The sequence below is a fragment of the Halopseudomonas oceani genome (genome assembly GCF_963677335.1).
GTDB classification, from domain to species: Bacteria; Pseudomonadota; Gammaproteobacteria; order Pseudomonadales; family Pseudomonadaceae; genus Halopseudomonas; species Halopseudomonas oceani.
Window position 1 is genome coordinate 1,365,369 of record NZ_OY781932.1, and the last position, 23,951, is coordinate 1,389,319.

The following is a 23,951-nucleotide window of genomic DNA, read 5'->3' on the forward strand; positions in this document are numbered from 1 at the left end:
GAGATACACGATGCGCCCACTGATTAACGCCCTTTTTGCTGTTGGCCTGCTGCTGCCTGCGCTGGCCTTTGCGTCTGCTACTCCGCAGCAGGTAGTAGAAGACACCTCGCATAAGGTTATGGACGTGCTCGACGCCAACCGTGAAACCTATCGCAATGATGTTGAAGCCTTTACCCAGGGCCTTAACGAAGTGCTGGAACCGGTTGTCGACTTTGACGGTATCGCTCGCAGCGTGATGACGGTGCGCTACAGTCGTGGTGCCACAGATGAGCAAATGCAGCGCTTTATCGAAACCTTCAAGCGCAGCATGGTGCAGTTCTACGGTAACGCCCTGCTTGACTTCAATAGTGGTGAAATCACGGTATTGCCGGCCAATAATCGCGAACCGCGCCCGGATCGGGCCAGCGTAGACATGCAGGTCAAGGCCAACGATGGTCAGGTCTACACAGCCACCTACACCATGACGGATATCAATGGCCAGTGGAAAGTGCGCAATGTCATTGTGGAAGGTATCAACATCGGTCTGCTGTTCCGGGATCAATTCGCTCAGGCAATGAAGACACACAACAACGACCTCAATGCGGTTATCGATAACTGGGGCTCGGTAGTGGCCAAGTCGCGCGACGTTGCCTCGCAAGAGGTTCAGCAGTGAGCGACGCCAGCGTTCAGACCGATGCCCAGGGCGTTGTTCGTGTTGCCGGGGTGATTGACTTTGAATCTGCTTCAGCGCTCCGGGCAAGGCTGGAGGAGATTGCAGGGCAGGAGCAGGGGCCGCTGGTGCTCGATATGTCTGACGTGACACAGGCCAACAGTGTTGGCCTGTCGTTGATTTTGCGGATAGCCGACTGCTGTCAGCAGCAGGGTCGTCAGCTTCAGCTACGCCAGGTTCCTGCCGGCCTGCAAAGCATCGCCCGGGTCTGTGGGCTGGATGACTGGCTGGTCGGAGTAGAACGGGCGCAAGCCAACTAGAGTTCAGGTGTTCCGCTACGGCGAGGCGCCGCAAGGAGTAATCAGCAATGCAATCGAATGAAGTAAAGGCGCTGATCGAATCCAGCCTGGCTGATGCCCGGGTTGAGGTCGAGGGCGAGGGCTGCAACTTTCAGCTCAACGTGATCAGCGACACCCTGGCAGCACTGTCGCCGGTCAAGCGTCAGCAGCAGATATATAGCCTGCTCAATGACTATATTGCCGACGGTCGTATTCACGCCGTTACCATGAAGTTTTACACCCAGGAGGCCTGGGCGTCGCGCGCCTGAGGTCTGGAGTACGTACCGCGTATGGACAAACTGATCATCACCGGCGGCAATCGCCTGGATGGGGAAATCCGGATTTCCGGGGCCAAGAACTCGGCCCTGCCGATCCTCGCCGCCACGCTGCTGGCGGATGAACCTGTCACCATTTCCAACTTGCCGCACCTGCACGATATCACCACGATGATCGAGCTGTTCGGCCGCATGGGTGTGCTGCCTGTCATCGACGAGCGCCTGGGTGTTGAAGTCGATCCCACCCGCATTACCTCACTGGTGGCGCCCTATGAGCTGGTCAAGACCATGCGTGCGTCGATTCTGGTTCTCGGCCCGATGGTAGCCCACTTCGGCAAGGCTGAAGTGGCGCTGCCCGGCGGCTGCGCCATTGGTTCGCGTCCGGTTGACCTGCATATTCGTGGTCTGGAAGCGATGGGCGCAACGATCATCGTTGAAGATGGTTATATCAAGGCAACAGCGCCGGAAGGTGGCCTGCGTGGCGCTCACTTCCTGTTTGATACCGTGACCGTGACCGGTACCGAGAACATCCTGATGGCGGCGACCCTGGCCAAGGGCAAGACCGTCATCGAAAACGCCGCGCGCGAGCCTGAAGTGGTGGACCTGGCCGAGTGCCTGATCGCCATGGGTGCGCAGATCACCGGTCATGGCACCGATACCATCATCGTTCACGGTGTTGAGCGTCTGCACGGTGCGCGTTACTCGGTTATGCCTGATCGCATCGAAACGGGTACTTTCCTGGTAGCCGCCGCCGCTACCCGTGGCCGGGTCAAGCTGAAGGACACCGACGCGTCGATTCTTGAATCGGTGCTGCTCAAGCTGGAAGAGGCGGGCGCCCACATCGATACTGGCAAGAACTGGATCGAGCTGGACATGAAGGGTAATCGTCCGCGCGCGGTCAACTTGAAGACGGCTCCGTATCCGGCGTTCCCGACCGACATGCAGGCGCAGTTCGTGGCCATGAACACCGTTGCTGAAGGCACCGGTACCGTGATCGAGACCATTTTCGAGAACCGCTTCATGCACGTTCAGGAAATGAACCGCATGGGGGCGCGTATTCTGGTTGAGGGCAACACTGCCATCGTGACCGGCGTCGAGCGCCTGAAAGCGGCACCGGTCATGGCGACCGACCTGCGCGCCTCGGCCAGCCTGGTGATCGCAGGCCTGGTTGCCGATGGTGACACCCTGGTTGATCGCATCTACCACATTGATCGCGGTTACGAATGCATTGAAGAGAAGCTGCAAGCCCTGGGCGGTATCATTCGCCGGGTCCCAGCCTGATAGAGAGTTTTCATGAGCCAGAGTCTGACCATTGCCCTGTCCAAGGGGCGCATTCTCGACGACACCCTGCCGCTGCTGAAAGAGGCGGGCATCGAGCCGACCGAGGATCTGGAGAAAAGCCGTAAGCTGATTTTCCCGACCACTGATCCGAATGTGCGCCTGCTGATTGTGCGCGCGACGGATGTACCGACCTACGTTGAGCACGGTGCTGCCGACCTGGGCGTGGCTGGCAAAGACGTGCTGATGGAGTACGGCAGCCAGGGGCTCTACGAGCCGCTGGATCTGAAAATTGCCGTCTGCAAGCTGATGACTGCTGGTCCGGTTGATGCGCCGGAGCCGACAGGTCGCCTGAAGGTCGCGACCAAGTTCGTCAATGTCGCCCGGCGTTACTACGCCGAGCAGGGTCGTCAGGTTGACGTCATCAAACTGTACGGCTCCATGGAGTTGGCGCCGCTGGTTGGTCTGGCTGACAAGATCATCGATGTGGTCGACACCGGGAATACGCTCAAGGCCAATGGTCTGGAGCCGCAGGAACTGATCGCTCACATCAGTTCGCGCTTGATCGTCAACAAGGCTTCGATGAAGATGAAACATGCCCGCATCAAGCGACTGATTGATCAACTGGCCGAGGCGGTAGAGCGTCGCAACGCCTGACCCCATTTCACTTAACCCGTTTCCTGAACCGCTGAAGGTATCGCTATGAGTACGCCGCTGAAAATCGCCCGTCTGAACGCCAATCAGAGCGATTTTGCCCAGCATCTGGATGCACTGCTGGCCTGGGAAGGTGTCTCGGACAAGGCGGTCAACGACCGGGTTGAAGAAATCATTGCTGCAGTGCGCTCCAGTGGCGATGCAGCGCTGGTGGAATACACCGAGCGTTTTGACGGCTTGTCGGTTGCCGGCATGGCTGATCTGACATTGGACCGTGCGCGTCTGGAGCTGGCGCTTGAACGGATTACGCCTGAACAGCGCACCGCGCTGGAAGTGGCCGCTGAACGTGTGCGCAGCTATCACGAACACCAGCGTCAGGACTCCTGGCGCTATACCGAAGCCGACGGCACCGTGCTCGGTCAGAAGATCACCCCGCTGGACCGTGTCGGTCTTTATGTGCCGGGCGGCAAGGCGTCGTATCCGTCGTCGGTACTGATGAACGCCATTCCGGCCAAGGTTGCTGGTGTGCCGGAAGTGGTGATGGTGGTGCCGACCCCGCGTGGCGAAATCAATGAGTTGGTGCTGGCGGCGGCCTGTCTGGCTGGTGTTGATCACGTGTTCACTATTGGCGGTGCGCAGGCCGTCGCGGCGCTGGCCTATGGCACCGAGACTGTACCGCAGGTCGACAAGATCGTCGGCCCCGGCAATATCTATGTGGCCACCGCCAAGCGCGCCGTGTTTGGTCAGGTCGGTATCGACATGATTGCTGGACCATCTGAAATTCTGGTGGTCTGCGACGGTCAGACCGACCCGGACTGGATCGCCATGGACCTGTTCTCGCAGGCTGAGCACGACGAAGATGCTCAGTCCATTCTGCTGTCGCCGGACGCTGCCTTCCTGGATGCCGTGGAGGCCAGTCTGAATCGCCTTCTCGGTGAGTTGGAGCGTGATGCCATCGTGCGCGTTTCACTGGAAAATCGCGGTGCGCTGATCAAGGTTGATGATCTTCAGCAGGCTTGTGAGCTGGCCAATCGCATTGCTCCGGAGCACCTTGAGCTGTCGGTTGCTGATCCTGATGCGCTACTGCCGAAGATTCGCCACGCTGGCGCGATCTTTATGGGGCGCTTCACCCCTGAGGCGCTGGGCGACTACTGTGCTGGCCCCAATCATGTGCTGCCGACCTCCGGCACCGCACGTTTCTCCTCGCCGCTGGGGGTCTATGACTTCCAGAAACGTTCGTCGATCATCTTCTGCTCGCCGGACGGTGCTTCGGAGCTGGGCAAAACCGCCTCTGTGCTGGCCCGTGGCGAAAGCCTGACAGCGCACGCACGTAGCGCGGAATACCGCATTAAGAACTAGCTGTTAGCTTCAAGCTGCAAGCGACAAGCCGAGCGATGCAGGCTTGGCTCGCGAGGTCTGGCTTGAAGCTTTCAGCTTGCCGCTTGAAGCTCAATTGAGGATTGCCCGTGAGTCGTTTCTGGAGCCCCTTCGTCAAGGACCTGGTGCCGTATGTGCCGGGAGAGCAGCCCAAGGTTGAAAACCTGGTCAAGCTCAACACCAATGAAAACCCCTATGGCCCGTCGCCGCTGGTAGTCGATGCCATTCAGGCTGAGCTGAACGACAGTCTGCGCCTGTACCCAGCGCCGAATGCCGACGCGCTGAAGGATGAGATCGCCCGCTACTACGGGGTTCAGCAGTCCCAGGTGTTTGTTGGTAATGGTTCGGATGAGGTGCTGGCGCACATCTTTCATGGGTTGTTTCAGCACGGCAAGCCAGTGCTGTTCCCGGACATTACCTACAGCTTCTATCCGGTCTATTGCGGGTTGTACGGTATCGAGGCGGCACCGCAGCCGTTACGTGATGATTTCACTGTCGACACCGCGGATTACGCCAAGCCCAACGGCGGCATCATCTTCCCCAACCCCAACGCGCCGACTGGTGTCGGTCTGCCGCTGGCGGACATCGAAGCCATTCTCGTAGCCAACCCGGACTCGGTCGTGGTGGTTGATGAGGCATACGTTGACTTCGGTGGCGAGACGGCGATTGCGCTGGTTGAGCGTTACCCGAATTTGTTGGTGACCCAGACGCTGTCCAAGTCGCGCTCGCTGGCCGGGCTGCGGGTCGGGCTGGCGGTCGGTCATGCTGACTTGATCGAGGCACTGGAGCGGATCAAGAACAGCTTCAATTCCTACCCGCTGGACCGTCTGGCGATCGTCGGTGCGGTTGCAGCGTTCAAGGATCAGGGCTGGTTTGATCAGACCCGTCAGGCGGTTATTCGCAGTCGCGAGGCGTTGAGTGCTGCGCTCGGCGAGCGCGGTTTTGAAGTGCTGCCGTCACAGGCCAACTTCGTGTTTGCCCGTCATGGCAATCGCGATGCTGCCGGGCTGGCTCAGGGGTTGCGCGAGCATAAAGTGATCGTGCGTCACTTCAAACAGCCGCGGATTGATCAGTTCCTGCGTATTACCATCGGCACCGAAGCACAGAACGCCGCACTGCTGGCGGCGCTGGACGCCCTGCTTTAAGTCCGGAACGACGGGCGGACCCCAACCTCAGCCTTGAAGCTTGCGGGTTCGCCGTTGCGCAATACATCCAGTCTGATGCTGTCGCCGGGCTTGGCCCGCGCCACCTGATTCATCGCCTGACGGCCGCTGTTGGCGGGTACACCGTCGATTTTCAGAATGACGTCACCTGGCAGAAGGCCCGCATTCCAGGCTGGTCCGTTGCGATACAGACTGGCCACGACGATGCCCTGACTGACGTCCAGCCCGAACGATTCGGCCAGCTCCGGAGTCAGTGGTTGCACCTCAACCCCCAGCCAGCCGCGAATGACATGGCCGTGCTGAATGATTGCCTGCATGACTTCGACCGCCAGCCGAACCGGAATGGCAAAACCGATACCTTGCGCTGCACCGGATTGGGAAAAGATTGCCGTATTAATGCCGATCAGATTGCCTTCGGCGTCCACCAGCGCACCGCCGGAGTTGCCCTGGTTGATGGCTGCATCGGTCTGGATGAAGTCTTCGTAGGTGTTGAGTCCCAGCTGGTTGCGGCCGGTGGCGCTGATGATGCCCATGGTGACGGTCTGGCCGAGGCCGAACGGGTTGCCGATGGCCATGACCACGTCACCAATGCGTTGCTCGTCACGGGAGTCGATGGTGATGGCTGGCAGGTTGGGCAAGTCGATCTTGAGCACGGCCAAATCGGTTTCCGGATCGGTGCCGATCAGGGTGGCCAGCGCTTCACGGCCATCCTTGAGTGCCACCAGAATTTCATCGGCACCGGCGATTACATGGTTATTGGTCAGCAGATAGCCGTCAGAGTTGAGAATCACGGCAGACCCGAGACTGGACTGACGACGCGCTGGTGCGGGCAGGCTGTCGGCGTAGTCGCGCAGCGAGCCGTCGGCACCGGGCTCGACTGCCTTGCTGGTATAGATGTTGGCGACGGCAGGGGCGGCACGTTCCACGCCGTGGCTGTAGGACACCAGCCCCATGTTGGAGCGTGGCTCGGAGACTTCGCGCAGGACAATATCGTGGGCAGGCAGTCCAATCCATTGGGGGAACTGCTGAATGATCAGCAGAGCCAGCAGGATGCCGCAAACAACCGGCCATCCCATCGCGCGTGACAGTTCTTTCATCAAAAACCTACCCGTCTTCTGTGCTGGCCGTTGCCGACCGGTGTGAGCGGCATTATACGGGCTTGCAGCGGATTCTGCAGGGCATTGGTGACATCCTTGTAACCGTTCGGCGGAGGCCGGACAATGGCGACTTTTCCAGCTGACCCCACCGGAGGCACCATGGTCGATCGCGACGCGCTGATACGTTACTGCAACGAGCTGCTCGACAGCGGCAGTTTCCAGGATTATTGCCCCAACGGTTTGCAGGTTGAGGGCTGCAGCGAGATTCGCCGCATCGTCAGCGGTGTTACCGCCAGTCAGGCGCTGGTCGATGCCGCCATCGCCGCCCAGGCTGACCTGTTGCTGGTGCACCACGGTTATTTCTGGCGTGGCGAGTCCGCTGCCGTGGTTGGCGTCAAGCAGCGCAGGTTGAAAGCCCTGCTGCAGAACGACATCAACCTAGTGGCCTACCACCTGCCGCTGGATGTGCACGCTGAGTTGGGCAACAACGTGCAGCTGGCGAGGTTGATGGGCTGGCAGATCAGCGGTGGACTTGAGCCGAACAATCCCCGTTCGGTGGGGCTGACCGGCGAGCTGGCGGCACCGTGCTCGGGCGAGGAACTGGCGGCGCTGCTAGGCGCGCGGCTCCAGCGTGAGCCGCTGTTTGTTGCCGGTCATGACCGTCCGGTTAAGCGTATTGCCTGGTGTACGGGTGCGGCGCAGGGCTATATCGACAAGGCCATCACACTGGGCGTGGATGCCTTCATCACCGGCGAAGTCTCCGAGCCAACGGTACACGCTGCGCGGGAAAACGGCATTCATTTCTGCGCCGCCGGCCACCACGCTACCGAACGCTATGGCGCCAAGGCGCTGGGAGAGCATCTGGCCGCAACCTTCGGTCTGGAGCACCAGTTTATCGATATTGATAATCCGGTGTAGGCAGCGCGAAGCGCGTAGCGCTGAGCTACAAGCTTCAAGCCGCAAGCTTCAAGCAAAACCCTCACGGTCGCGTAGCGCTGGGTTTCGGTTGTGGAGGGGCGAGGGTGAAAAGAACTTCAGGAAGCGCTGGACGACCCAGTCGCGGCACTCACCCTGATTACGCTTGCCGCTTGCCGCTTGCCGCTTGCCGCTTGCCGCTTGCCGCTTGCCGCTTGCCGCTTGCCGCTGCTTTTTTCATATCCATATAGCTGAAGGTTCTTGATGGGCTGCTTATTATAAGAAACACCCTTTGATACAATGCCCGCCAGTCGAATCGGGCCATGCGGCCGCTAGCCATTCAACGTGAGTACACCATGCTGGAAAAACTGACCCATCTGAAGCAACTGGAAGCGGAAAGCATCCACATCATTCGTGAAGTGGCTGCCGAGTTCCAGAACCCGGTCATGCTCTATTCGATCGGTAAAGACTCCGCCGTGATGCTGCATCTGGCGCGCAAGGCCTTTTACCCGGGCCGTCTGCCGTTCCCGGTTCTGCACGTGGACACCGGCTGGAAATTCCAGGCGATGTACGAGTTCCGCGAGAAGATGGTCAAGGAGATGGATCTCGACCTGCTGGTACACCAGAACCCGGAAGGTATCGCCCAGGGCGTTAACCCGTTCACCCACGGCAGCGCGGTGCACACTGACGTCATGAAGACCCAGGGCCTGAAGCAGGCGCTGGACAAATATGGCTTCGACGCAGCCTTCGGTGGCGCGCGCCGCGACGAAGAGAAGTCCCGTGCCAAGGAGCGTGTCTACTCCTTCCGCGACAAGCACCACCGCTGGGATCCGAAGAATCAGCGTCCAGAACTGTGGAATATCTATAACGGCAAGGTGCACAAGGGCGAAAGCATCCGCGTGTTCCCGCTGTCCAACTGGACCGAGCTGGACATCTGGCAATACATCTATCTGGAAAGCATTCCGATTGTGCCGCTGTACTTCGCCGCCGAACGTCCGGTCGTTGAGTACAACGGCTCGCTGATCATGGTCGACGACGACCGCATGCCGCTGGACGGCAAGACGCCGGAGATGAAGATGGTTCGCTTCCGGACGCTGGGCTGCTACCCGCTGACTGGGGCGGTAGAGTCCAGCGCCGCCTCGCTGCCGGAAATCATTCAGGAAATGCTGCTGACCAAGACCTCCGAGCGTCAGGGCCGCGTTATTGACCATGACTCCGCTGGCTCCATGGAAGAGAAGAAGCGTCAGGGTTATTTCTAGAGCCACAAGCTTCAAGCGGCAAGCGACAAGCCGGGCTGAGTCGCTTTGGAGGGCTGCTTGAGCAGGCAACATGGAGGTTGCTGATGGATTTCGAACGGCTTGAAGTGTGGCAGCGTGGAAAGGCGTTGTCTGTTGCCATGTACAGGGCGCTGGCAAACTGCCCCGATTACGGGTTTCGTAACCAGCTGACACGGGCCGCGCTGTCTATTCCCAGTAACATTGCCGAGGGGATGGAGCGTGGAGGCAACGCCGAGAAGCGGTATTTTCTCAGCGTAGCCAAAGGCTCATGCGCTGAGGTGCGAACCCAGTTGATGGTGGGGCAGGAGATAGAGTTTCTGGAATTGACACTGGCCACACACTGGATCAGTGAGACCCGCGAGCTGTCGCGAATGCTGACAGGCTTGATTAACCGAATTACCGAATAGCTGCAGGGGCCGCTTGTCGCTTGCAGCTTGCAGCTTGGAGCTTTGATAGATGTCGCATCAATCCGATCTGATCAGCCAGGACATCCTGGCCTACCTGAGCCAGCACGAACGCAAGGAACTGCTGCGCTTTCTGACCTGCGGTAACGTCGACGACGGCAAGAGCACCCTGATCGGGCGCCTGCTGCATGACTCCAAGATGATCTATGAAGATCATATGGAAGCCATTACCCGAGACTCCAAGAAGTCTGGTACCACCGGCGAGGAAGTGGATCTGGCGCTGCTGGTAGACGGTCTTCAGGCTGAGCGTGAGCAGGGCATCACCATTGACGTTGCCTATCGCTACTTCTCTACCGCCAAGCGCAAGTTCATCATCGCCGACACCCCCGGCCATGAGCAGTACACTCGCAACATGGCGACTGGCGCCTCTACCTGTGATCTGGCGATCATCCTGATTGACGCCCGCTACGGCGTGCAGACCCAGACCAAGCGTCACAGCTTCATTGCCTCGTTGCTGGGCATCAAGCACATCGTCGTCGCGGTCAACAAGATGGACCTGATGGACTTCGATCAGACCGTCTACGACAAGATCCGTGAAGACTACCTGCAGTTCGCCGCCGGTTTGGAGCTGCTCGACGGCGACAAGGTGCAGTTCGTGCCGATGTCGGCGCTCAAGGGCGACAACGTGGTAAATCGCAGCGAGCGCAGCCCGTGGTACACCGGCCCGTCGCTGATGGAGATTCTCGAGACCGTCGAGATCGCCAGCGACCGCAACACCACTGACCTGCGTTTCCCGGTGCAGCTGGTAACCCGTCCTAACCTGAACTTCCGTGGCTTCGCCGGTACCGTCGCTTCTGGTGTCGTACGCAAGGGCGACGAGCTGACCGTGCTGCCGTCCGGCAAGGGCAGTCGTGTGAAGTCCATCGTGACCTTCGATGGTGAGCTGGAAGAGGCTGGTCCGGGCCAGGCCGTTACCCTGACACTGGAAGACGAAATCGACATCTCCCGTGGTGACATGCTGTGCCACGCCGACAACCTGCCACTGATCGGTGATCAGTTCGAAGCGACACTGGTATGGATGGCCGAGCAACCGATGCAGCCGGGCCGCAAGTACGACATCAAGCGTGCCACCAGCTACAGCCCTGCGTCCTTTACCCGTATTCAGCACCGTATCGACGTCAACACGCTGGAGCAGCAGCCTGCTGCCCAGCTGGCGCTGAACGAGATTGGCCGGGTGCAGGTAGCGCTTGAGCGTCCAATTGCCTTTGACGACTATCAGAGTAACCACACCTCGGGTGCCTTTATCGTCATTGATCGCATGACCAACGGCACTGTGGGTGCCGGCATGATCGTTGCCAAGGCGCAGGATGGTCAGAACACCACGGGTGGTCATCACGGCCGTCTGGCGCACGTGACGGCGACCGAACGTGCCGAGCGCTTCGGTCAGGAGCCGGTCACCATTCTGTTTACCGGGCTGTCTGGCTCAGGCAAAAGCTCCATCGCCTACGCGCTGGAGCGCAAGCTGTTTGATGGTGGTCGTGCCTGCTACGTGCTGGACGGCAAGGTCTTGCGTCAGGACCTGAGCAAGGGTCTGGCGATGGACGCTGCCGGCCGTGCTGAGAACCTGCACAAGGGCGCGCGCATTGCTCGCCAGATGAACGAGGCTGGTCTGATTGCGATTGGTGCCTTCGTTGCACCGACCGAGGAAAGCCGCGCTACTGCGCGTCATATCCTCGGCGACCGCTGCCTGCTGGTGCATCTGAACACCCCGCTGGATGTGTGCCAGCAGCGTGACCCGTCCGGTATCTACGCGGCCAACGTCGAAGGAACCATCCCTGGTGTGTCGTTCCCGTATGAAGCGCCGACCGATGCTGATCTGGTCCTCAATACCGCCGAGCTGGATCTGGAAGGCTGTGTTGAGCAGGTGGTTGGCCTGCTGCGCGAGCGCAAGCTGATCTGATCAACAGCGAAAAAGGGCAGAGTATGACGCCAGCGGATATCGACTTCATGCGGCTGGCGCTAGCCGAAGCCCGGCTGGCCGCCGAACGGGGAGAAGTCCCGGTCGGCGCCGTGCTGGTGCAGGATGGGCAGGTGATTGGCCGGGGCTTCAACCAACCGATCACCAGTCTTGACCCCAGTGCACACGCTGAAATGGTCGCCATTCGCCAGGCCGCAACGGCCCTGCAGAATTACCGCCTGCCCGGCACCACTCTCTACGTCACCCTCGAACCCTGCACCATGTGCTCCGGCCTGTTGATTCACAGTCGTATCGCACGTCTGGTCTACGGTGCCAGTGAGCCGCGTGCCGGCGCTGTCGCCAGCCGCAGCCAAGTGCTGGATCAACCGTGGATGAACCATCGCATGCAGGTTGAGGGTGGGGTGTTGGCTGAGGAGTGTGGGGCGTTGTTGTCGGCGTTTTTTAGGGACAGGCGTAAGGCGTAGCCTTAAGCTACAAGCAAAACCCGCGCGGTGTTGAATTGCGCGGTTTTTTTTATGGTTCTTTGCGGCGTGGCGGTGCGCGCGAGGTGTTTCATCCCATTCGTCGTCGACCTCCCTGTAGGGCGGACAAAGCAAAGGCGTGTGTGAATACCGCGGAGGCGCTTCGCTTACTCCGCCCTACGGGTTGACGCTGTGTCGCGGTGTTGTAGGGCGGAGTAAGCCAACGGCGTCTCCGCCAAAACGGCATCAAGACGGCACCAGGCTATGACCACCCACTTCCCAGAGGAGGTGGTTTTGCTTTTAGCTTGAGGCTTGCCGCTTATAGCTTCCAGCTGTGTAGCGCAGCGCAGCGCTCCGCGCTGCGCTGCGCTACACCCCATCCGGCAACTGCTCGAGAATCCCCGGTGCGTGATATTGCTCGGCGGGTTGCTGGCGGGATTCGGACTGCGGTTGGGTGACCCATTGCAGGATGTCGTAGTAGCGACGGATGTTCTGCACGTAGTGCACCGGTTCAGAGCCGCGGGCGTAGCCGTAACGTGTCTTGCTGTACCACTGTTTTTTCTGCAGCAGTGGCAGAAAGTCCTTCACATCAATCCAGCGATTGGGATCTCTGCCGCCGTCGGCGGTCAGCTTGCGGGCGTCGTCCAGATGGCCGAGGCCGACGTTGTAGGCCGCCAATGCAAACCAGGTGCGATCCGGTTCTGGAATGTCGGCCGGAATCTGGTCGCGCACCCAGATCAGGTAGCGGGCACCACCGTTGATGCTCTGTTGCGGGTCGACCCGGTTGGTCACGCCGACAAATTTGGCAGTCGGCAGGGTCAGCATCATCAGGCCTCGTACACCGGTTGCTGACCGTGCGTCCGGGTCCCAGAGTGACTCCTGGTAGCTCATGGCTGCCAAGAGCCGCCAGTCCAGCCCGTTCTGATCGCCGGCCTGGCGCAGGAAGGTCTCGTAGCGCGGCAGACGGGTCTGCATATGGGTGGCAAAGGCGCGGGCGCCAACGTAATCGAGTACGTCCGAGTGGCCGTAGAAGCGCTCGATCAGTTGATCCAGCGTGCCATCGTCCTTGATCTGGGCGAAGAAGCCATTGACCGCGTCGAGCAGGGTAGTGTCGGCGTACTCGCGCAGCGCCCAGGCCATTGGCTGGCTGTCGCTCAGGTCGAAGGCGACGCTGACTGCCGGGTAGAACGCCTGATTGACCACCAGTTCGTTGGAGTAGACCACGGCGCTGTCGATCTCGCCGTCGTTGACCATGCGCAGCAGGTCGACCACTTCAACGCTGTCGGACTCCTCGAAGTTCAGCTCCGGGTGGGTCGCCTGCAGCGCCCGCAACTGGTCTGCCAGCGTACTGCCCTTGAGGACCATCAGGCGTTTGTCGTACAGCTCTTCGATGCTGCGTGGTTTGCGGCTACCGCGGCGATAGACCACTTGGGGAATGACGTCGAGATAGGGGGTTGCGAAGCGAATTTGTTCGCTGCGGGCCGGGTTGACCGTCAGCCCGGCTGCGGCCAACGCCGGGCCATCAGCGTTGCTCAGCTGCTGGTACAGGCTGTCGACCGTATCAGCGGCCTGCATGTCCAGCGATACGCCGAGGCTGTCAGCAAAACGCTTGGCCAGCTCGTACTCTAGGCCGGTGTCACCGTTGCGATCCTGATAGAAGGTGGTTGGCGTATTGCGGGTAATCACCCGCAGCGAGCCTGCCTCCTGAATCTGCTCCAGTTGACTGCTTTGCTCACAGGCGGCCAACAGAACAGCGCAGAGCGCGATGGCCAGAGCCTTGAAGCGAATGGGGCGAAGGGCTGGTCGATGCATGGCGCCAGTATAGGCAAAAGTGCGGTGCGGCAATAGTCGTCAACGTAATCGGCACAGCTGATCGGCTGACTGTGCTCGGCATGGCTCCAGCGCCCCGCTTGGGGTATCCTATGCGCCTCTTTTTTCCCACTGTTCGCATCTCCGAGGCCGATACCGACATGCATATCCTGCGTGGAGCCCCAGCCCTTTCCGATTTTCGTCGTACCAAGTTGCTCGCCAAGCTGCAAAGCCGCCTTGCCGGAGTAACCGGGGTGTACGCCGAGTTCATGCATTTCGCCGAGCTGAGCGCTGATCTGGACGAGCAATCCGCACAGGTGCTTGACCGCCTGCTGCGCTATGGTCCGTCTGTTCCGGTTGAAGAGCCGGCTGGCGAACTGGTGCTGGTGGTGCCGCGTTTCGGCACTATTTCGCCGTGGTCCAGCAAGGCGACCGACATCGCCCGTAACTGTGGCCTGGCTCAGGTGTTGCGTTTGGAGCGCGGTATTGCCTACTACGTCAGCGGCACGCTGTCCGCCGACGATCGCGCGACGCTGAAAGCCGAGCTGCACGACCGCATGACCGAACTGGCGCTGGATGACCTAGAGGCTGCGGTAGCGCTATTTGCCCACACCGAGCCCAAGCCGTTCCAGCGTGTCGATATTCTGGCCGGTGGCCGTGACGCTCTGGTTGAAGCCAACAGCAGCCTGGGTCTGGCACTGGCCGAAGACGAGATCGACTATCTGGTCGAGAGCTTCACCGGCCTTGGCCGCAACCCGAGCGACGTCGAGCTGATGATGTTCGCCCAGGCCAACTCCGAGCATTGTCGTCACAAGATCTTCAATGCCAGCTGGGATATCGACGGTCAGGCGCAGGACAAGAGCCTGTTCGGCATGATCAAGAACACCTATCAGATGCACAGCGAAGGCGTACTGTCGGCCTATAAAGACAATGCGGCTGTGATCGAAGGCTTTACCGCAGGCCGTTTCTTCCCGGTGCCGGGCAGCAACGAGTACCGCGCCCATGAAGAGCCGGTACACATCCTGATGAAGGTGGAAACCCACAACCACCCGACCGCGATTGCCCCGTTCCCGGGCGCGTCTACCGGTTCCGGCGGCGAGATTCGTGACGAAGGCGCGACCGGTATCGGCGGCAAGCCGAAAGCCGGCCTAACCGGTTTTACCGTATCCAATCTGCGTATCCCGGGCTTCGTTCAGCCGTGGGAAGAAGACAACGGCAAGCCCTCGCGTATCGTCACTCCGCTGCAGATCATGATCGAGGGCCCGCTCGGCGGCGCCGCGTTCAACAACGAGTTTGGTCGTCCGAACCTGAACGGCTACTTCCGTACCTTCGAGACCACCATCGACTCGCCCCGTGGCCCGGAAACCCGTGGTTACCACAAGCCGATCATGATCGCCGGCGGTATGGGCAACATTCGTGCGACCCACGTCGAGAAGTCCGATATCCCGGTTGGCGCCAAGCTGATCGTGCTCGGTGGCCCGGCGATGCTGATCGGTCTGGGTGGCGGCGCGGCGTCTTCCATGGCTACCGGTGCCAGTGCCGAGGATCTGGATTTTGCCTCCGTGCAGCGTGAAAACCCTGAGATGGAGCGTCGCTGTCAGGAGGTCATCGACCGTTGCTGGCAGCTGGGCGACAAGAACCCGATTGCCTTTATCCACGACGTGGGCGCGGGCGGCCTGTCCAACGCCTTCCCGGAACTGGTCAACGACGGTGGCCGCGGCGGTCGCTTCGAGCTGCGTAACGTGCCGAACGACGAGCCGGGCATGAGCCCGCTGGAAATCTGGTCCAATGAGTCTCAGGAGCGCTACGTGATGGCTGTGCCGAACGCCGATTACGAGCGTTTCGAAGCCATCTGTCAGCGTGAGCGTTGCCCCTTTTCCGTTGTTGGCGAAGCGACTGAAGAGCAACTGTTGCTGCTCAACGATACTCACTTCGACAACCAGCCGGTTGATATGCCGCTCTCGGTTCTGCTCGGCAAACCGCCGCGCATGCACCGCAACGTCGAGCGTGAAGCCGAGCAGGGCGACGAGTTCAGCGCCAACGAGCTGAATCTGAGCGATGCTGCCGAACGCGTGCTGCGTCTGCCGGCGGTTGCCAGCAAGCAGTTCCTGATCACCATCGGCGACCGCAGCATCACCGGTATGGTCACCCGCGACCAGATGGTCGGCCCGTGGCAGGTGCCGGTGGCTGACTGTGCCGTCACCTCCACCAGCTTCGACGTCAACACCGGTGAAGCCATGGCCATGGGCGAGCGCACGCCGCTGGCGCTGCTCAACGCTCCGGCCTCCGGCCGCATGGCGGTTGCCGAAACCGTTACCAACCTGGCTGCGGCCCGTATCGACGAGCTGTCCGACATCAAACTGTCGGCCAACTGGATGTCCGCTGCCGGTCACCCGGGTGAAGACGCGCGCCTGTACGACACCGTCAAGGCGGTCGGCATGGAACTGTGCCCCGAGCTGGGTATCACCATTCCGGTCGGCAAGGATTCCATGTCTATGAAGACGCGCTGGGATGAAGCCGGTCAGGAGAAGTCGGTCACCTCGCCGCTGTCGCTGATCGTCACCGGTTTTGCGCCGGTACAGGACGTGCGCGCGACCCTGACGCCGCAACTGCGTCTGGATCACGGTGCGACCGACCTGATCTTGATCGATCTGGGTCGTGGCCAGAACCGTCTGGGCGGCTCGGCGCTGGCGCAGGTCTACAACAAGATCGGCCAGCAAGTGCCAGATCTGGACGACGCAGAAGACCTCAAGGCCTTTTTCGCCGTGATTCAGGGGCTGAACCAGGACGAACTGCTGCTGGCCTACCACGACCGCTCCGACGGTGGCCTGTTCACCACCCTGACCGAGATGGCCTTCGCTGCCCGCTGTGGTCTGAACATCAACCTCGACGTGCTGGCGCAGGACGCCGGTGCGCTGGCTGAGGTGCTGTTCAACGAAGAGCTGGGTGCGGTCATTCAGGTATCGCAGGACGATACCGAAGAAGTGCTGGTGCAATTGTCTGCCGCCGGGCTGGGTGACTGCAGCGCGGTGATCGGTCAGCCGAGTAGCGAGCAGAGTATCCGCTTCGAGTTCAACGGCAAGCCGGTGCTGGAAAACACCCGCGCGGTCTGGCAACAGGCCTGGAGCGAAACCAGCTGGCAGATTCAGCGCCTGCGTGACAACGCCGAGTGCGCGGATCAGGAGTTCGAGAATATCGCCGACGACGCCAACCCGGGTCTGCACGCGCTGCTCAGTTTTGATATCAACGAAGACGTTGCTGCACCCGCCATCAGCAAGGGCGCTCGCCCGCGCGTTGCCATTCTGCGCGAGCAGGGTGTCAATGGTCAGGTCGAGATGGCTGCTGCGTTCAATCGCGCCGGTTTCAGCGCGGTCGACGTGCACATGAGCGACATTCTCAGCGGTCGTGTTGACCTGACCGATTTCCGCGGCCTGGTTGCCTGCGGCGGTTTCTCCTACGGCGACGTCCTCGGCGCCGGCGAGGGCTGGGCCAAGTCGATTCTGTTTAACAGCATCGCCCGCGAAGCCTTCACCGCGTTCTTCGCCCGCCCGGACACCTTCGCCCTCGGCGTGTGTAACGGCTGCCAGATGCTCTCCAACCTGCGTGAGCTGATTCCTGGCAGCGACCACTGGCCGCACTTTGTGCGCAACCGCTCCGAGCAGTTTGAAGCGCGTGTCGCCATGGTCGAAGTGCAGCCGTCACCGTCGATCTTCCTCAGCGGCATGGTCGGCAGCCGTTTGCCGATTGCCATCGCCCACGGTGAAGGCCACGCCGAGTTCGCCAACAGCGCCGCCGTTGACGCCTGTGAGGCAGCCAACGCGGTTGCTCTGCGCTACGTCGACAACCGTGGTCGAATGACCGAACGCTACCCGGCCAACCCGAACGGCTCGCCGCGCGGTATTACCGGCCTGACTACCCGCGACGGTCGCGTCACCATCATGATGCCGCACCCAGAGCGCGTATTCCGCGCCGTGCAGAACTCCTGGCATCCGGATGACTGGAGCGAGGACGGCGGCTGGATGCGCATGTTCCGCAACGCCCGCGCCTGGATCGGTTAATCGCGAGTGCAGTAAACAACAACCCCGGCCACGCGCCGGGGTTGTTGTTTGTAATTTCAGCTATTTCATAACAGCATAGTGTCGGGCTCAACGCGCGGCTGGTATTAGGAGGTGGCATATGGAAATAGAGATATCAAAAGTTGAGCTGTTTGAAATGATCAAGCGGCAGCTCTCTAATCTGTTTGTTTTTAGCGAGGATGAGGCTCCTCTGCTGGGGCTGTCGGTTGAGGCTGCCTTGGGGCAGTGTGCGACTTGTTTTGAAGGTAGTAGCAACAAGTATTACCGCAAGGGCGGTGTTGTGTACTTCAATCCATTTCATTCTGGGCAGTACTCCATATTTCTCTACTACCTTTCCAGGCAGGTCTTTCTGGCTTCTAAGGGCAGCAACACGCTGTCAGACCGCATCTATTACCTGAACAAGTGCTTGAACGGACTTGACCTTTACTATGAGGTTGAAATGCCCAGCGTATTCTTTCTGGATCATCCTGTTGGCAGCGTTATGGGGCGAGCCGTGTATGGCGAGCGATTTTCATTTTCGCAAAACTGCACGGTAGGAAATAACAAAGGTATATTTCCGGTATTTGGAAAAAATGTTGCTATGAAGTCTGGCGCCAAGGTGTTGGGTAAGTGCGTGGTAGGGGATAATGTTATATTTTCAGCAAACTCTTACGTCAAGGATACGGATATTACTGGGGGCTCGATCGTTTTCGGGAGCTCGCCAGACTTGGTGATAAAGCGAGCAAGCGAAGACTACTTCGTACGCAAGGGGTAAGTTTGGGTAAGTAGATACTTTCTTGTCAAAGCAGCGGCCTAAACTAAGGTGTAGTGCACGCCGCTAGGACTAGGGGGCACGGTATGGCTGAGGCGCTTGCGCCTGGTTGGAGCGCCTTGTAATTGCGGCCCGTAACCTTTGTGGTGCGCCGCCCGGGTCGTCGCCAGTGGCACGCTGCAGATGGTTACTGCAATACGGTTGCTTAAACAGACCGAGGGTGAGTTCCTGGCTGGGACCGATGTTTGTGGCGGTAACCCAGCGAGGTGTGTGCCAGGCAGAGTTCATGGACGTCAACAGTATGGACGAGTTGCTAGATAACTTGCATAACGCTTGGCCGCTCAGCTCAATCAGGGAGAGTCTTCCATCTACGCGCCATGCGATTGATGCGTTTTTTGACAGTGATACAGGTGCCAAACACGGTCCGCTGTCGATTCATGTGAAAGGGACGAATTTTCAGATCGCTGTATGGCGGGCACTGCTGAAAATACCACCGGGCGCTGTGGCCAGCTATGCTCAGGTAGCCAAAGCACTCGGTGCACCTCAATCAGCAAGAGCTGTTGGCAACGCCATTGGAGCAAACCCCGTTGCTTTATTGATTCCTTGCCACCGGGTAATACAGCAGAGTGGCGCGCTTGGCGGTTACCGTTGGGGCCCTGCCAAGAAGCTCATGGTGCAAACATGGGAACGAATGCGGGATGAACCAGTGGCGCTATAACAATGCCATACGGCGGGCGCTGGATTTCCGTTCCTTCGGCCTATGAGGAAGAAAATGGTATCAATGAATGCAACGCAGCCAGCTCCTCACGTCCCTCAATACCCCTAAGAGGCGGCAAGAATCAGCAGTTACGGCATTCTTCTGGCAATATTAAGCAGATGTGGCTCCGATGGCGCTCCGCCACAAGATTTTCACGGCGCGCGGCGCCAGGCCTTGTTTATAATAATGTGCAGGGATTGCGAAATGATTAGGTTTTATTTGGTTCTCGCTTTTTTGGGCTTTTTGTTACCGTATGGAGCGTTTACTCCGTGGCTGCTTGCTAATGGTTTAGATGTTGTTCTCTTGGTTAGTGATGCACTAGCCAATCCCATCAGTGTGTTCGCTTGGCTTGATGTTTTGGTGTCGGCTGTTGCTTTGTTGGGGTTTATCGCTGTAGACGGCCATCGGTATCAAGTTAGGTTTCGATATCTTGCTGTGCTGGGCACGTTGTCGATTGGCGTGTCGTTCGGACTTCCTCTATATCTTTACTTGAAAGAACGACAGGCCGCTCAGGCAAATTCGCAAAAAGTCGGTTAGGGTATGCTCTGGACCTGGATGTATAGCACTGAGCGCTTGCTGTGCCTGCCTCGTAATTACTGAGTTAGACGTGATATGCATAAGGGTGTGTAAGCGAAAGTTGAAGCCGCCAATCCATTGCTGATGTGAAGATAAGGTAGAAGGTTGCTGTTTATAATGCGGCCAGACTGTTGTTTTTAAATTTCGTTCACATATTTTTTGAGCCGTTCATAGGGTTCTTAGAAGTTGGTTCATCTATAGGTGCTCAGATAATGAATTTGCTTTCGGAAGGTGCCTCTATTGCGACCATGTTGGCGCTGTGCTGTTCTATTATTCCTTCGGCCACCTGTTAAGCTTTACACTTTATCGGTTAATCCAGCGATCATTGCTTGGATGTTCTGGGTGAGCCGCGTCTCTTGGTCGCAAGGCGCGCCTAAATGCCCTGCCAGGTAAGCTCCGTCTTATCCCGCCTGCTGCGCCCCATCGTTCAGCGCAACTGCCATCGCCAGGCTGTTTTTTGCCGAAGATCATCACTACGCTTACCAGCAAAAAAATTTAAAAAAAGTGGAAGGCAGCTCCGCGCTTAACGGTCTATAGTCTTGGTTGATGACAGATCATTTTGGTTTGCTTTTTTGGGCTCGGCTTAGGCCTCTACGGGAGCGCTGCTAGGTGGAAAAGGCAGAAAATAATGGGCGCGAACCGCTTGGACGGACAGCTTGCTCGACGTACAGGCGGTCTAGGGGGGAATGTAGCAACCGGTTGGACCTGTAATAACGCTCTAGTTAGTTTGTTCTAAGTTTATGGGCAGCCTATCTAGTCACTAATGACTGTAGTAGAAATTATGGCGGCTATTCGATCTGTAAATTTGGTGAGACTAGGCGATAGATAAGAGGGTGTGAAATGAAAAAGTACTACCGTCTTGCACTGGGTGTCAACGCTATATCTATTTTTGCAGCCTCACTGTTTGCAACTCAGGACGCGCGTCTGTTGGTCTTGGTTGTGGCAATGGCGTGCTTGCTAGTATGCCTTATAAAGATGGATCGTTTAGCGAGAGAACAGGTAAACTTTTACGAGCAGATTATCGACACTATCCCTAACCCGCTTTCTGTAACTGATCTTGATATGAAGTGGACGTTCGTCAATCGAGCAGCTACCGATCCGCTAGGCGTGAAGCGGCAGGATGTGCTTGGCATGCATTGTTCGAACTGGGGAGCAAACATCTGTAACACTGAGGACTGCGGTGTAAACTGTTTAAGAAAAGATAAATCGACCACTTTTTTTCACCAGTGGGATAAAGACTTTCGTGTGGATACTTTTTACATCTATGGGTTAGATGGAGTAAAGATAGGTCATGTTGAATATGTGCAGGACATATCTGAAAAAGTGGCGCTAAAGGCTGTGTACAACGATGTGGACGCCATCAGTGCTAATCTCACAGCAGGTGCAAGCGAACTTAACGTTGCCAGCCATTCTCTGACAGTAGGGTCCAATCAGCAGGCGGATTCTATTACCCAAATTGGCAATGCGCTCAATGAGATTTTGACTCAGGCCAATGAAAATGCCAAGCGTGCAGCAAGAGCCAGTTCAGTATCATCTGAGGCTGAGCAAGCTGCAAATGTGGCCACAGACGAAATACGGGAGCTTGAGCAAGCAATGCAGGAAATTAATCGCTCGAGCGAAGCGATTGGCGATATTATTAATGTGATTGATGACATAGCATCTCAGACTAATTTACTTGCTCTTAATGCTTCAATTGAGGCCGCCCGCGCAGGCGAAATGGGCCGCGGCTTTGCTGTGGTGGCAGATGAAGTAAGACAACTTGCTGAGCGCAGCACTACAGCGGCTAGTGAGACAGCGCAGTATATTCAGTCTTCAGTAGAGAACGTCAAAAAGGGAAATGCAATATCGCAAAAATGTGTGAGCGCATTGAGCGAGATTGTTAAGCACGTGGCAACTATTTCCAATACCATCGGAGAGATAGATAATGCCTCGCAACGCCAGGCGACGGGATTGAGTCAAGTGAATCAGGGAATCTCAGAAATTGATGGGGTGGTTCACTCGACGGCAGCATCTGCGGAAGAAACGTCCTGCTCAGCCACAGAGCTTAGAGAGCTCTCATTAAAACTCCAGGGGCAGCTCGAAAATATCAGAAAAATTGACGGATTGATCGATGACTCGACCAAGAAAGACGTTGCTCTTATTGATGTTAAGAATGTGTCGTGACAGGACATGACATGAAGTGAAGGCTTGGTGCGTACTGACTGTATACCGTATTTCAGCGCGTGGCTGGTTGATCATCACTGGTGGTTGTTGGCGATGCCTACGCCATTGCTTCGTTGTTCCATAAAATTAAACGACGGCGTTTGGCTCGGGTTTGCAGCTTGAGAAGTTGCGCTGTATGGAAAAGCTGTAACACGTTGTCGTGTCGTAGGGTTGTGTGAATAAGTAAATAGGTACAGGGTTAGAAGGATGGCAAAGCTGGAAAGTGTGGCTTGGATTTATAAAAAAGACGGTAATGTCTTATGCGTAAAAACAGCAGGTAAGGATAAGTATTTTCTTCCTGGTGGAAAATTGGACGTTGGGGAAACCCGTCAGCTAGGTCTTTTGCGAGAAGTTAAAGAGGAACTGGATGTTGACTTGGTAGTTGATACGATTGCATATGCGTTTACTGTTTTAGATGAAGCTTATGGTTTAAAGGGAACTGATTTGGAAATGCATTGCTATACGGCGGAGTTTGACGGAGAGATCGTCCCTAGCTCAGAAATTGAATGTGTAAAATGGATTGATAAATCTGGGATTGATGAGTGTGCCCCAGCGGCACAGCAGGTGGTTCTTAGGGTGTTGCGGTAAACTAATGTTGCTGATAGTTGGAGAGAGGCTCGTAAGGTGCGGGGCTCTAAGTTGATTTTAGGTTTGTGTTCATGGTGTAGTGAGCTTGTTTGGCTGTTGGCGTCGCTTCCATGTTTTTTATGCTCTGCATTTGCCAGACGCATGCTGGCATTCAGCCGTTTGCGTCAGACATTTCCGCTAGACAATTACGCCAGTTCTGGATGCAGGAACTGGAATTAAGAACGGCGTGGACGCATATACTCAGTACCAGAAAGCAAAGGCAGTGGGTAAAGCGTGCTCGGCACGTCGTCTATACCGTCCTGCAGTTCGAATGGACTCCCCACGCTCCGGTAGACAACCCTGGCCTATCTACCCAATGAATATTGCCTCAGACGCCGGTTAGCTCGGCGTCAGGCTGTTTGCCAAGGCCGCTCGTAACCTTTAAGGAATTTGCATATTGGATATCCCGCGGATTTTCACTATCACGGAGAGTGCGCACCGGATTCATAACCCGTTCACGCCTGAGAAGTTCGCCACCCTCGGCGCTGCGTTGCGCTTGGAACCCGGAGCCAGAATCCTTGATCTCGGCAGTGGCTCAGGCGAGATGCTGTGTACTTGGGCCCGAGACCACGGCATTGTCGGTACTGGCGTCGACATGAGTCCTTTATTCACTGCGCAAGCTGAACAGCGGGCTGGAGAGCTTGGTGTTGCCCATCAAGTCAAGTTCATTCACAACGACGCAGCAGGGTACGTCTCTGACGAGCCAGTTGATGTGGCAGCTTGTGTCGGGGCTACATGGATTGGTGGTGGTGTCGCTGGAACCATCGAGCTGTTAGCGCAAAGCCTGAACTCTCGTGGGATCATGCTGATTGGCGAGCCTTACTGGCGAGAGCTTCCGCCAACGGAAGACGTAGCCAAACAGTGTCTTGCTCGTTCAATCTCCGACTTTCTTAGCCTGCCAGAGCTTATTGCGTCTTTTGGGGCGCTTGGGTACGACGTTGTTGAGATGGTTCTTGCCAATAAAGATGGCTGGGACAGATATGAAGCGGCCAAGTGGCTCACAATGCGCCGATGGCTAGAGGAGAATCCCGACGATGAGCTGGCTGAAGAAGTCCGCTCCAATCTGAGCACAGAGCCTGTGCGCCACGCAACCTATACGCGAGAGTACTTGGGGTGGGGCGTGTTTGCGCTAATGCCGCGACTTAACCTCAAAAAAGCCTGATAACGTATAGAGGGTGATCGGAGTCTTAAAGTCAGTGTTCTTTGGTTGTCTTGCGCAGCGTAAGCTAGCAAAGAGCCGCTGCGCGTGGCCAGGTGAGCGGCGGCTGGATGCGTCACCACCCGTTT

Annotated in this window: 21 protein-coding genes; 19 read left to right on the forward strand and 2 right to left on the reverse strand. The window is 57.8% G+C overall.

What is annotated here, in order from left to right:
• The first annotated feature begins 10 nt into the window (after positions 1 to 10).
• The 7 genes from ACKPCU_RS06420 (at position 11) to hisC (ending at position 5,716) form a co-directional block, all read left to right on the forward strand.
• The gene (locus ACKPCU_RS06420; protein ID WP_321350776.1) at positions 11 to 652 is read left to right on the forward strand and encodes an MlaC/ttg2D family ABC transporter substrate-binding protein; all 642 of its coding nucleotides are present in this window, start codon (positions 11 to 13) and stop codon (positions 650 to 652) included.
• Positions 649 to 969: an STAS domain-containing protein gene (locus ACKPCU_RS06425; RefSeq protein ID WP_170063112.1), complete on the forward strand. Its 321-nt coding sequence runs from the start codon at positions 649 to 651 to the stop codon at positions 967 to 969. The genes ACKPCU_RS06420 and ACKPCU_RS06425 overlap by 4 nt, the downstream gene beginning before the upstream one ends.
• A gap of 47 nt (positions 970 to 1,016) precedes the next feature.
• On the forward strand, positions 1,017 to 1,256 hold the full coding sequence (locus ACKPCU_RS06430) for a BolA family protein (protein ID WP_104739741.1): 240 nt from the start codon (positions 1,017 to 1,019) through the stop codon (positions 1,254 to 1,256).
• Positions 1,257 to 1,277: 21 nt separating this feature from the next.
• On the forward strand, positions 1,278 to 2,543 hold the full coding sequence (murA, locus tag ACKPCU_RS06435) for a UDP-N-acetylglucosamine 1-carboxyvinyltransferase (RefSeq protein WP_104739740.1): 1,266 nt from the start codon (positions 1,278 to 1,280) through the stop codon (positions 2,541 to 2,543).
• Positions 2,544 to 2,555: 12 nt separating this feature from the next.
• Positions 2,556 to 3,197 carry an ATP phosphoribosyltransferase gene (gene hisG / locus ACKPCU_RS06440; protein WP_104739739.1) on the forward strand — a complete coding sequence of 214 codons (642 nt, stop codon included), beginning with the start codon at positions 2,556 to 2,558 and terminating at the stop codon, positions 3,195 to 3,197.
• 45 nt (positions 3,198 to 3,242) lie between these two features.
• Complete coding sequence (gene hisD, locus ACKPCU_RS06445) at positions 3,243 to 4,553, forward strand: histidinol dehydrogenase (protein ID WP_104739738.1); 1,311 nt, start codon at positions 3,243 to 3,245, stop codon at positions 4,551 to 4,553.
• Between the two features lie 107 nt (positions 4,554 to 4,660).
• Complete coding sequence (gene hisC / locus ACKPCU_RS06450; RefSeq protein WP_321350781.1) at positions 4,661 to 5,716, forward strand: histidinol-phosphate transaminase; 1,056 nt, start codon at positions 4,661 to 4,663, stop codon at positions 5,714 to 5,716.
• Here the strand turns inward: hisC and ACKPCU_RS06455 are convergent.
• A complete protein-coding gene (locus ACKPCU_RS06455) occupies positions 5,713 to 6,831 on the reverse strand; it encodes a S1C family serine protease (protein WP_321350782.1) in 1,119 nt (372 codons plus the stop codon). The genes hisC and ACKPCU_RS06455 overlap by 4 nt on opposite strands.
• A gap of 159 nt (positions 6,832 to 6,990) precedes the next feature.
• On the opposite strand from ACKPCU_RS06455, the gene ACKPCU_RS06460 reads away from it, so the two are divergent.
• The 5 genes from ACKPCU_RS06460 to tadA all read left to right on the forward strand — a co-directional run bounded on the left by ACKPCU_RS06460 (position 6,991) and on the right by tadA (position 11,869).
• Positions 6,991 to 7,749 carry a Nif3-like dinuclear metal center hexameric protein gene (locus ACKPCU_RS06460; protein WP_321351758.1) on the forward strand — a complete coding sequence of 253 codons (759 nt, stop codon included), beginning with the start codon at positions 6,991 to 6,993 and terminating at the stop codon, positions 7,747 to 7,749.
• Between the two features lie 353 nt (positions 7,750 to 8,102).
• A complete protein-coding gene (gene cysD / locus ACKPCU_RS06465) occupies positions 8,103 to 9,005 on the forward strand; it encodes a sulfate adenylyltransferase subunit CysD (RefSeq protein WP_104739734.1) in 903 nt (300 codons plus the stop codon).
• An 83-nt stretch (positions 9,006 to 9,088) separates the two neighbouring features.
• Positions 9,089 to 9,430 carry a four helix bundle protein gene (locus ACKPCU_RS06470; RefSeq protein WP_096003141.1) on the forward strand — a complete coding sequence of 114 codons (342 nt, stop codon included), beginning with the start codon at positions 9,089 to 9,091 and terminating at the stop codon, positions 9,428 to 9,430.
• Positions 9,431 to 9,479: 49 nt separating this feature from the next.
• Positions 9,480 to 11,387 carry a sulfate adenylyltransferase subunit CysN gene (cysN, locus tag ACKPCU_RS06475; RefSeq protein ID WP_104739733.1) on the forward strand — a complete coding sequence of 636 codons (1,908 nt, stop codon included), beginning with the start codon at positions 9,480 to 9,482 and terminating at the stop codon, positions 11,385 to 11,387.
• A gap of 23 nt (positions 11,388 to 11,410) precedes the next feature.
• On the forward strand, positions 11,411 to 11,869 hold the full coding sequence (gene tadA, locus ACKPCU_RS06480; RefSeq protein ID WP_104739732.1) for a tRNA adenosine(34) deaminase TadA: 459 nt from the start codon (positions 11,411 to 11,413) through the stop codon (positions 11,867 to 11,869).
• Between the two features lie 366 nt (positions 11,870 to 12,235).
• Here tadA and mltF read toward each other — a convergent pair whose 3' ends face one another.
• Entirely contained in the window at positions 12,236 to 13,678 is a 1,443-nt protein-coding gene (mltF, locus tag ACKPCU_RS06485) for a membrane-bound lytic murein transglycosylase MltF (RefSeq protein ID WP_321350788.1), read from the reverse strand.
• Between the two features lie 158 nt (positions 13,679 to 13,836).
• Here mltF and purL point away from each other — a divergent pair, with 158 nt between their 5' ends.
• The 7 genes from purL to ACKPCU_RS06520 all read left to right on the forward strand — a co-directional run bounded on the left by purL (position 13,837) and on the right by ACKPCU_RS06520 (position 23,826).
• Positions 13,837 to 17,733 (forward strand): phosphoribosylformylglycinamidine synthase, encoded by a 3,897-nt coding sequence (gene purL / locus ACKPCU_RS06490; RefSeq protein ID WP_321351761.1) that lies wholly within the window; start codon positions 13,837 to 13,839, stop codon positions 17,731 to 17,733.
• A gap of 118 nt (positions 17,734 to 17,851) precedes the next feature.
• Positions 17,852 to 18,505 (forward strand): LbetaH domain-containing protein, encoded by a 654-nt coding sequence (locus tag ACKPCU_RS06495; RefSeq protein WP_321350790.1) that lies wholly within the window; start codon positions 17,852 to 17,854, stop codon positions 18,503 to 18,505.
• Positions 18,506 to 18,788: 283 nt separating this feature from the next.
• Positions 18,789 to 19,220 carry a methylated-DNA--[protein]-cysteine S-methyltransferase gene (locus ACKPCU_RS06500; protein ID WP_321350792.1) on the forward strand — a complete coding sequence of 144 codons (432 nt, stop codon included), beginning with the start codon at positions 18,789 to 18,791 and terminating at the stop codon, positions 19,218 to 19,220.
• A gap of 243 nt (positions 19,221 to 19,463) precedes the next feature.
• Positions 19,464 to 19,796: a DUF2834 domain-containing protein gene (locus ACKPCU_RS06505; RefSeq protein ID WP_321350794.1), complete on the forward strand. Its 333-nt coding sequence runs from the start codon at positions 19,464 to 19,466 to the stop codon at positions 19,794 to 19,796.
• Positions 19,797 to 20,675: 879 nt separating this feature from the next.
• Positions 20,676 to 21,998: a methyl-accepting chemotaxis protein gene (locus ACKPCU_RS06510; protein ID WP_321350796.1), complete on the forward strand. Its 1,323-nt coding sequence runs from the start codon at positions 20,676 to 20,678 to the stop codon at positions 21,996 to 21,998.
• Between the two features lie 246 nt (positions 21,999 to 22,244).
• The gene (locus tag ACKPCU_RS06515) at positions 22,245 to 22,625 is read left to right on the forward strand and encodes an NUDIX hydrolase (protein WP_321350798.1); all 381 of its coding nucleotides are present in this window, start codon (positions 22,245 to 22,247) and stop codon (positions 22,623 to 22,625) included.
• Positions 22,626 to 23,061: 436 nt separating this feature from the next.
• Positions 23,062 to 23,826 (forward strand): SAM-dependent methyltransferase, encoded by a 765-nt coding sequence (locus tag ACKPCU_RS06520; RefSeq protein WP_321350800.1) that lies wholly within the window; start codon positions 23,062 to 23,064, stop codon positions 23,824 to 23,826.
• Positions 23,827 to 23,951 lie beyond the last annotated feature (125 nt).